The following is an 8,059-nucleotide window of genomic DNA, read 5'->3' on the forward strand; positions in this document are numbered from 1 at the left end:
CGGCCTGGGACGGCGGGGAGGACCTCCCGGTCTCGGCCTCGCGCTTCGGCTCCGCCGGTGTCCTGCCGATCTCGTGGGCGTACGTCAAGCTCATGGGCGGGGACGGCCTCACCGAGGCCACGAAGTCTGCGCTGCTGGCCGCGAACTACATCGCGAAGCGCCTCGACGCGCACTTCCCGGTCCTCTACACGGGCGAGGGTGGGCTCGTCGCGCACGAGTGCATCCTCGACCTGCGCGAGCTCACGGCCAAGACCGGCGTGACAGCGGAGGACGTCGCGAAGCGCCTCATCGACTTCGGCTTCCACGCCCCGACGCTCGCCTTCCCGGTCGCGGGCACGCTCATGGTCGAGCCGACCGAGTCGGAGGACCTAGGCGAGATCGATCGGTTCATCGACGCGATGATCGCGGTCCGCGCCGAGATCGACCAGGTCGCGCACGGCGACTTCGCCGTCGCGGACTCGCCGCTGCGCCGCGCGCCGCACACCGCCGCCGCTGTGGTGAGCAGCGAATGGGACCGCCCGTACACCCGCGAGCAGGGCGCGTTCCCCGGGAAGACCCCGAGCCAGGACAAGTACTTCGCCCCCGTGGGCCGCATCGACGGGGCAGCGGGCGACCGCAATCTCGTGTGCGCGTGCCCTCCCCTCGAGGCGTTCGAGGACGCGCACTGAGCGCGGCCAGGACAGAAACGGAGACTTCGATGACCATTGACACGACCGCCACGCCCAACACCGCGCCCAACGCAGAGAAGCGCACGGCCCTCTACGCCGAGCACGAGGCCCTCGGCGCGAGCTTCACCGACTTCGGCGGCTGGCAGATGCCGCTCAAGTACGGTTCCGAGCTCGCCGAGCACCGCGCCGTCCGCGAGGCCGCGGGCCTCTTCGACCTCTCCCACATGGGCGAGGTCTGGGCCACGGGCCCGGATGCGGGTGCGTTCCTCGACTATGCGCTCGTGGGCAAGCTCTCCACGATCGCGGTCGGCAAGGCCAAGTACTCGCTCATCTGCGCCGAGGACGGCGGCATCATCGACGACCTCATCGTCTACCGCGTCGCGGAGGAGGGCTTCCTCGTGGTCCCCAACGCGGGCAACGCGCCAACCGTCGCGGCCGAGTTCGAGGCGCGCCTCGCGGCGTTCGCGGCCAGTCTGGGGGCCGATGCGGGCGTGACGCTCCGCGACGCGAGCGCCGAGACTTCGCTCATCGCCGTGCAGGGTCCGAACGCGGAGAGCATCCTCCTCGCGCTCGTGCCCGCCGAGCGCGCCGAGGCCGTGACCGGCCTCAAGTACTACGCCGCGATCGAGGTCGAGGTTGCAGGGGTTCCGGTCCTTCTAGCACGCACGGGCTACACGGGCGAGGACGGCTTCGAGCTCTTCGTCGCGAACGGCCGCGCCGCCGAGCTATGGGCCGCCATCCGCGCCGCGGGGGAGGGCCGCGATCTCGTGCCGTGCGGCCTCGCCTCGCGCGACTCGCTGCGCCTCGAGGCCGGCATGCCGCTGTACGGCAACGAGCTTTCGCGCGACGTGACCCCGTTCGAGGCGGGCTTGGGCGGCGTCGTCGCCTTGAAGTCGAAGGACGGCGACTTCGTGGGCGGCACTGCGCTGCAAAGAGCGGCGCGGGTGGGTGAGTCAGTCGACGGCGCCGGCACCACGAGCGGCAAGCGCTTGGTGGGCCTTCGCGGCCTCGGGCGACGTGCCGGGCGCTCGCACTACCCGGTCCTCAAGGACGGCCAGGCCATCGGCGAGGTGACCTCGGGTCAGCCGAGCCCGACGCTCGGTTACCCCATCGCGCTCGCGTACGTCGCCGTCGAACATTCCGCCGTGGGCACCCGGCTCGACGTCGACCTCCGCGGCAAGGCCGAGCCGTTCGAGGTTGTAGCACTCCCGTTCTACAAGCGCGCGAAGTAGTACCTTCACACCCACCCCCAACCCGAACCTGCGGCGCAGATGCCGCGGTAGCCGTTGAGCTGAGGAGAGTAAACCCATGAGCAAAGTCCAGACCGGCCTTCGCTACTCGGAGGAGCACGAGTGGCTCGACGTCGAGCAGAGCCCCGCGAAGGTCGGCGTGTCCGCCGTCGCCGCTGACGCTCTCGGCGACGTCGTCTACCTCGACCTGCCCGAAGTCGGCAGCGAGATCACCGCTGGCGCGACGTGCGGCGAGATCGAGTCCACGAAGAGCGTCTCCGACCTCTACGCCCCCGTGACCGGGACCGTCGTCGAGGTGAACCAGGAGGCGATCGACAATCCCGCGCTCGTCAACGAGGACCCGTACGGGGCCGGCTGGCTCTTCACGGTCGAGGTCTCCGCCGAGGGCCCGCTGCTCTCCGCCGAGGAGTACGCGTCGAAGAACGGCGGCGAGCTGTGAGCGCCGGAACGGCGGCTGAGACCGTGCAGTTCGTGCAGGTCCGCTCCGCCTCCCTCGACGCCGACATCGCCGAGCTCGACCCCGAGATCGCCGCGTCGATCGACGCCGAGCTCGGCCGCCAGCGCGGCGGGCTCGAGATGATCGCGTCGGAGAACCACACCGCGGTCGCGGTCATGCAGGCCCAGGGTTCTGTCCTGACCAACAAGTACGCCGAGGGCTATCCGGGCCGGCGCTACTACGGCGGCTGCGAGCACGTCGACGTCATCGAGCGGCTCGCGATCGACCGAGTGAAGGCCCTCTTCGGCGCTGAGTTCGCGAACGTGCAGCCGCACTCGGGCGCGCAGGCGAACGCCTCCGTGATGCACGCGCTCATCAAGCCGGGCGACACGATCATGGGCCTCAACCTCGCCCACGGCGGCCACCTCACGCACGGCATGAAGATCAACTTCTCCGGCAAGCTCTACAACGTCATCCCGTACCAGGTGCGCGAGGACGACCACCGGATAGACATGGCCGAGGTCGAGCGGCTCGCCCTCGAGCACCGCCCGCAGCTCATCGTCGCGGGCTGGTCCGCGTACGCCCGCGAGCTCGACTTCGCCGAGTTCCGCCGGATCGCGGACCAGGTCGGCGCATACCTCATGGTGGACATGGCCCACTTCGCAGGCCTCGTCGCCGCCGGCCTGCACGCGAGCCCTGTCCCGCACGCGCACGTCACGACGTCCACGACGCACAAGACCCTCGCGGGCCCGCGCGGCGGGATCATCCTCACGAACGAGCCGGACATTGCGAAAAAGGTCAATTCAGCCGTGTTCCCGGGCCAGCAGGGCGGCCCGCTCGAGCACGTCATCGCGGGCAAGGCGGTTGCGTTCAAGATCGCAGCCTCGCCGGAGTTCCGCGAGCGGATGGAGCGCGTGCTCTCCGGCGCGAAGATCATCGCCGAGCGGCTCACGGCGGAGGACGTCAAGGCCAAGGGCATCGGCGTCGTCTCCGGCGGCACCGACGTGCACCTCGTGCTCGTGGATCTGCGCAACGCCGAGCTCGACGGCCAGCAGGCCGAGGACCGGCTCGCCGCGATCGACATCACGGTGAACCGCAACGCTGTCCCGTTCGACCCGCGCCCGCCCATGGTCACGTCGGGCCTGCGGATCGGCACGCCAGCGCTCGCGACGCGCGGCTTCGGGGAGGCCGCGTTCCGTGAGGTCGCGGACGTCATTGCGGAGGCCCTCATGGCGGGCCCCGACAGCGATCTCGCGCCGCTCAAGGCCCGCGTCGACGCCCTCGCCGCTGCCCATCAGCTCTACCCGGGCGTGGCCAACCTCGCCTGACCGTTGCGGGGTCCCGTCCCTCGGGTTGCGGGGTCTTTGTCCGAACCTTGGCCCCGCAACCTTGGCCCCCAACCGTGGCCGCGGACCGATAATTGACTAGGGAAGGAATCCCGGCATGGCCGTCGGCGTCTTCGAACTCTTCTCCGTGGGCATTGGCCCCTCGAGCTCCCATACCGTGGGCCCCATGCGGGCCGGCGCGGTGTTCGCGCGCGAGCTGCGCGAGCGCGGCCTCCTCGACGAGGTCGCGGGCCTGCGCGTGGACCTCTACGGCTCGCTCGCCGCGACGGGCCGGGGCCACGGCACGTTCACGGCCGTGCTCCTTGGCCTCGAGGGATTCGAGCCCGAGGAGATCCTCCCGGAGCAGGTCGAGGAGCGCCTCACCGCGATCGCCGAGACCGGCCGGCTCAACCTCGCGGGCGGCCGCGAGCTCGAATACGGCGTCGAGGACATGGTCCTGCACCCGCTCACGGTCCTGCCACGCCACACGAACGGCATGAAGTTCCAGGTCTTCGGCTCACCCGAGGCGAGCAAGGCCGAGGCGGACGACGCCGGCGCGGGCCTGAGCGGGGCAGGCACCTTGGTCGGGGCTCCCCTTCTCCACGAGGCGACGTTCTTCTCTGTGGGCGGCGGCTTCATTGTCCGCGAGGGCGAGGAGGCGAGCGCGCAGAAGGAGCTCGACGAGTCCAAGAAGGAGCTCCCGTTCCCGTTCCGGACGGCCGCGGAACTCCTGGGCCGCTGCGCCTCGAAGGGCCTCTCGATCAGCGACATCATGCTCATCAATGAGAGGGCCTCGCGCACGGAGGACGAGATTCGCGAGGGCCTCCTGCACATCTGGCGGGTCATGGAGGCGTGTGTTGAATCCAGCCTCAAGCGCGAGGGGCTGCTGCCCGGGGGACTCAAGGTCCGCCGTCGTGCGCCCGACTGGCACGAGCGGCTCCTCAAGGAGGACAAGGACCGCGCCCCGATCTACTGGCAGGAATGGGTCAACCTCATCGCGCTCGCGGTCAACGAGGAGAACGCCTCGGGCGGCCGCGTTGTCACGGCCCCCACGAACGGCGCTGCCGGGATCATTCCCGCGGTGCTCTACTACGCGCTCAACTACGCACCCGGCATGGACGGCGCAACGCAGAAGGACAAGGACGACGTGGTCGTGAAGTTCCTCCTCGCCGCCGGTGCCGTCGGGGTCCTCTACAAGGAGGAGGCCTCCATCTCCGGCGCCGAGGTGGGCTGCCAGGGCGAGGTGGGGTCGGCGTCGTCCATGGCGGCCGCGGGCCTCGCCGAGGTCATGGGCGGCACCCCCGCCCAGGTCGAGAACGCGGCCGAGATCGCGATGGAGCACAACCTCGGCCTCACGTGCGATCCGATCGGCGGGCTCGTGCAGGTGCCGTGCATCGAGCGCAACGCGATCGCCGCCGCCAAGGCGATCAACGCCGCGAAGATGGCGCTGTGGGGCGACGGTTCGCACCGCGTCTCGCTCGACGAGGTCATCGTGACCATGCGCGAGACCGGCAAGGACATGAGCAGCAAGTACAAGGAGACCGCGATGGGGGGCCTGGCCGTCAACGTCGTTGAGTGCTGACGGCCCGATCGAGGCCGGCAGCCGATCGGCCGCGGCAGAGCCCGCCCCCTAAGCTGACTAGACTGGTTCCCGGCCCCCGAGACCTCAACGAAGGGATGCAGCCCCCTTGAGCAGCTTCACCGCACGCTTCGCGACCCCGGACGAGATCGAACGCTGGGACGAGCACGTCACCGCGAATCCGAACGGCGGAAACCTGCTCCAGTCGGCGGCGTTCGCGGCCGTCAAGCAGAATTTCGGCTGGGATGTCCGGTACCTCGTCCTCGAGGGCGGTCACGGCCCGAGCTACAACCTCGTGCTCGAGAAGTCGTTCCCCGTCCTGGGCCGACTCTGGTACCTCATCAAGGGTCCGGACGTCGCGTCGATCGACGAGGTTCCACCCGCGCTTGAGGCTGTCAAGAAGTTCGTGGCGAGCGAGCGGCTCCGCGTGTTCGCGATCAAGGTCGAGCCGGACATCGTGGATTCCGAGGAGGCACGCGCGGTGCTCGCGGGCGCGGGGCTCGCGAAGTCGTTCAACCTCCAGCCGAACGATTCGACGGCACTGCTCGACATCAGCCCCGAACCGAATCAGCTCCTGCGCAACCTTCACTCGCGGGGGCGGAACGCCGTGCGCCGCGCCGAGCGCGAGGGCGTCCAGGTCGAGGTGGCAGAGCCGACGCTCGCGAACTACCGGACCATGCATTCGCTCATGACCGGAACGCTCAACACCAAGTCTCGCAACGGCGCCCAGGTGCGCAGCTTCGAGTACTACCGTCAGTTCTGGACCGAGTTCACGTCCCGCGGGCAGGGCCGCCTGTATTTCGTGTACGAAAATGGCCGGCCGTCCGTCGGCGCGTTCGTGATCAACTACGGCCGCAAGGGCACGTACAAGGACGGCGGTTCGCTCCAGAAACGCACCCAATACGGGGACTCGCATCTGGTCCAGTGGACGGCGATCCGGGACGTCAAGGCGCTTGGCTGCACCGAGTACGATTTCTGCGGCACGCCGCCCGCCGCGCAGCTCAAGGACTCCTCGCACCCGTTCCACGGGCTGGGGCTCTTCAAGACCTCCTTCTCGAAGACCGTGACCGACTTCGTGGGGGTGTGGGACTTTCCTGTCGACGCGACTCGCTACACGGCGTGGAACACGGCTGGCGAGCGCGTCGCGCGCCAGCTCTACACCCGCCGCACGGGGCAGCAGTTCTACTGACGCGTAGTTTTACCGACCCGTCCAGCGGGGGAAAGTAGTTAGGCGTGAGAGTCGACAAGCGCGCCGGGAGCGGACCCGAGGAGCGGAAGCCGACGACGGCGGGTGGGCCGCCGCCGTCGGGCGTTCCCGAACAGACGACGGCGGGTGGGCCGCCCAGCGTCGCTGAACAGACGACGGCGGGTGGGCCGCCCAGCGTCGCTGAACAGACGACGGAGGGTGGGCCGCCCCTGCACACCCTTCCGCTCCCGGTGGGTAACTTTGGGGAGACGCAGCCGACCAAGCCGATCTCGCCCGCCCAGGTGCGGGCCAATGCCGCGGCCGTACGCGTTCTGCGTCGCCTCATCACGGGAGAGAACCCGCCCACGGCGCCGCTCTCGATCGTGGATCGGCTCGCCGGCAGCCCGTACGCGAACCCGCGGATCCAGGTGGGCGGCGTCGACGAATCGGCGCGCCGCACGCTCGACTTCGCGCTCCTGCTCGCCGAGACGATGTTCCGCTACGGCGCGGGCGCCCTCGAGGTCGAGGCGTCAATGATCGCCGTGACCGCCGCGCTCGGCCTCAAACACGTCGAGGTCGACATCACGAACCAGTCGGTCGCGATCAACTACTCGCCGCACGACCAGACGCCCATCTCGCTCCTGCGCGTCGTCCGGTCGTGGACCAGCAACTACGCGGGGCTCTCGCTCGTGCACCAGCTCGTGAGCGAGATCGCCACGGGCGGGGTGGGGCGCGAGGAGGCGATGCGCCGGCTCCAGGCCATCACGACCCGGGCGAAGCCGTTTCCCAAGTGGGCCGTCACGGCCGCGTACTCGCTGTTCGCCGCGCTGTTCGTCGGCGTGCTCGGCGGCGGCCCCATGGCCTCGCTCGTCGCGTTCGTGAGCAATCTCGGCGTCTCGCTCGTGAGCCGTGCGATGGGCCGGATGCGGGTCCCGGACTTCTTCGCGACGCTCGCGAGCGCGTTCCTCGTGACGATCATCGCGCTGCTCATGTTCTGGGCCCAGATCACGATCTCTCCCGCGATCGTCGTGGTGGGCGGCATCCTGCTGCTCCTGCCGACGTCGCGGCTCGTCTCCGCGACGCAGGACGCGATCAACGGGTTCCCGGTCACGGCCGCGGGCCGGTATCTCTCGGCGTTCCTGACGTTCGCCGCCCTTGTTGCGGGCATCGCGGTCGCGTTCCTCGTGGGGGAGCTCCTCGGCGTGTCCCGGATCGACGTCACGCAGACGTTCCCGCCCGCGTACCCATATTGGGTCCAGGTGGTGCTCATCGGCACGGCGGTCGCGGCGATCGCCGTCACGGAGCAGACGGCCAGGCGGCTCGTGCTGCCCACGGCCCTCGTGGGCCTCGTGGGCTATCTCGCGCTCACCGGCGCGCAGTACCTCGGCGTCGGCGACCGGATCGCCCCGGCCGCGAGCGCCGTCGTCATCGGTTTCCTTGCGCGGATCATCGCGCTGCGCATGGGGGCGCCGCAGCTCGTGGTCGCGGTGCCCGCGGCGCTCATCCTGCTGCCCGGTCTCACGATCTTCCGGTCGATGTATGTCGCGACGCTCGACTCGGCCCAGACCGCCTCGGGCGCCGGCGGCATGCTCACGGCCATGGCGATCATTCTCGG

Annotated in this window: 6 protein-coding genes and 1 pseudogene; all 7 read left to right on the top strand. The window is 69.7% G+C overall.

Annotation, left to right across the window (positions count from 1 at the left end; all coding sequences use genetic code 11):
- Positions 1-668: pseudogene (locus tag ACLN58_RS14375) on the top strand (glycine dehydrogenase (aminomethyl-transferring)); the annotation flags it as partial.
- Between the two features lie 29 nt (positions 669-697).
- On the top strand, positions 698-1,900 hold the full coding sequence (gcvT, locus tag ACLN58_RS14380; RefSeq protein WP_415855945.1) for a glycine cleavage system aminomethyltransferase GcvT: 1,203 nt from the start codon (positions 698-700) through the stop codon (positions 1,898-1,900).
- 76 nt (positions 1,901-1,976) lie between these two features.
- Complete coding sequence (gcvH, locus tag ACLN58_RS14385; protein ID WP_415855946.1) at positions 1,977-2,357, top strand: glycine cleavage system protein GcvH; 381 nt, start codon at positions 1,977-1,979, stop codon at positions 2,355-2,357.
- Complete coding sequence (glyA, locus tag ACLN58_RS14390; protein WP_415855947.1) at positions 2,354-3,682, top strand: serine hydroxymethyltransferase; 1,329 nt, start codon at positions 2,354-2,356, stop codon at positions 3,680-3,682. Before gcvH ends, glyA begins: the two co-directional genes overlap by 4 nt.
- Positions 3,683-3,797: 115 nt before the next feature.
- The gene (locus ACLN58_RS14395; RefSeq protein ID WP_415855948.1) at positions 3,798-5,261 is read left to right on the top strand and encodes an L-serine ammonia-lyase; all 1,464 of its coding nucleotides are present in this window, start codon (positions 3,798-3,800) and stop codon (positions 5,259-5,261) included.
- Between the two features lie 106 nt (positions 5,262-5,367).
- Positions 5,368-6,447 (top strand): lipid II:glycine glycyltransferase FemX, encoded by a 1,080-nt coding sequence (locus ACLN58_RS14400; RefSeq protein ID WP_415855949.1) that lies wholly within the window; start codon positions 5,368-5,370, stop codon positions 6,445-6,447.
- A 248-nt stretch (positions 6,448-6,695) separates the two neighbouring features.
- Positions 6,696-8,059 (top strand): threonine/serine ThrE exporter family protein (locus ACLN58_RS14405; RefSeq protein WP_415855950.1); only part of this gene is annotated, 1,364 nt, incomplete at its 3' end.

Source organism: Sinomonas sp. G460-2, from assembly GCF_047759905.1.
Taxonomy (GTDB): domain Bacteria; phylum Actinomycetota; class Actinomycetes; order Actinomycetales; family Micrococcaceae; genus Sinomonas.

Excerpts from the sequence above, each read along its gene's own strand:
- gcvT (WP_415855945.1), top strand. The coding sequence starts at position 698 with ATGACCATTGACACGACCGCCACGCCCAACACCGCGCCCAACGCAGAG.
- gcvH (WP_415855946.1), top strand. The coding sequence starts at position 1,977 with ATGAGCAAAGTCCAGACCGGCCTTCGCTACTCGGAGGAGCACGAGTGG.
- ACLN58_RS14395 (WP_415855948.1), top strand. The coding sequence starts at position 3,798 with ATGGCCGTCGGCGTCTTCGAACTCTTCTCCGTGGGCATTGGCCCCTCG.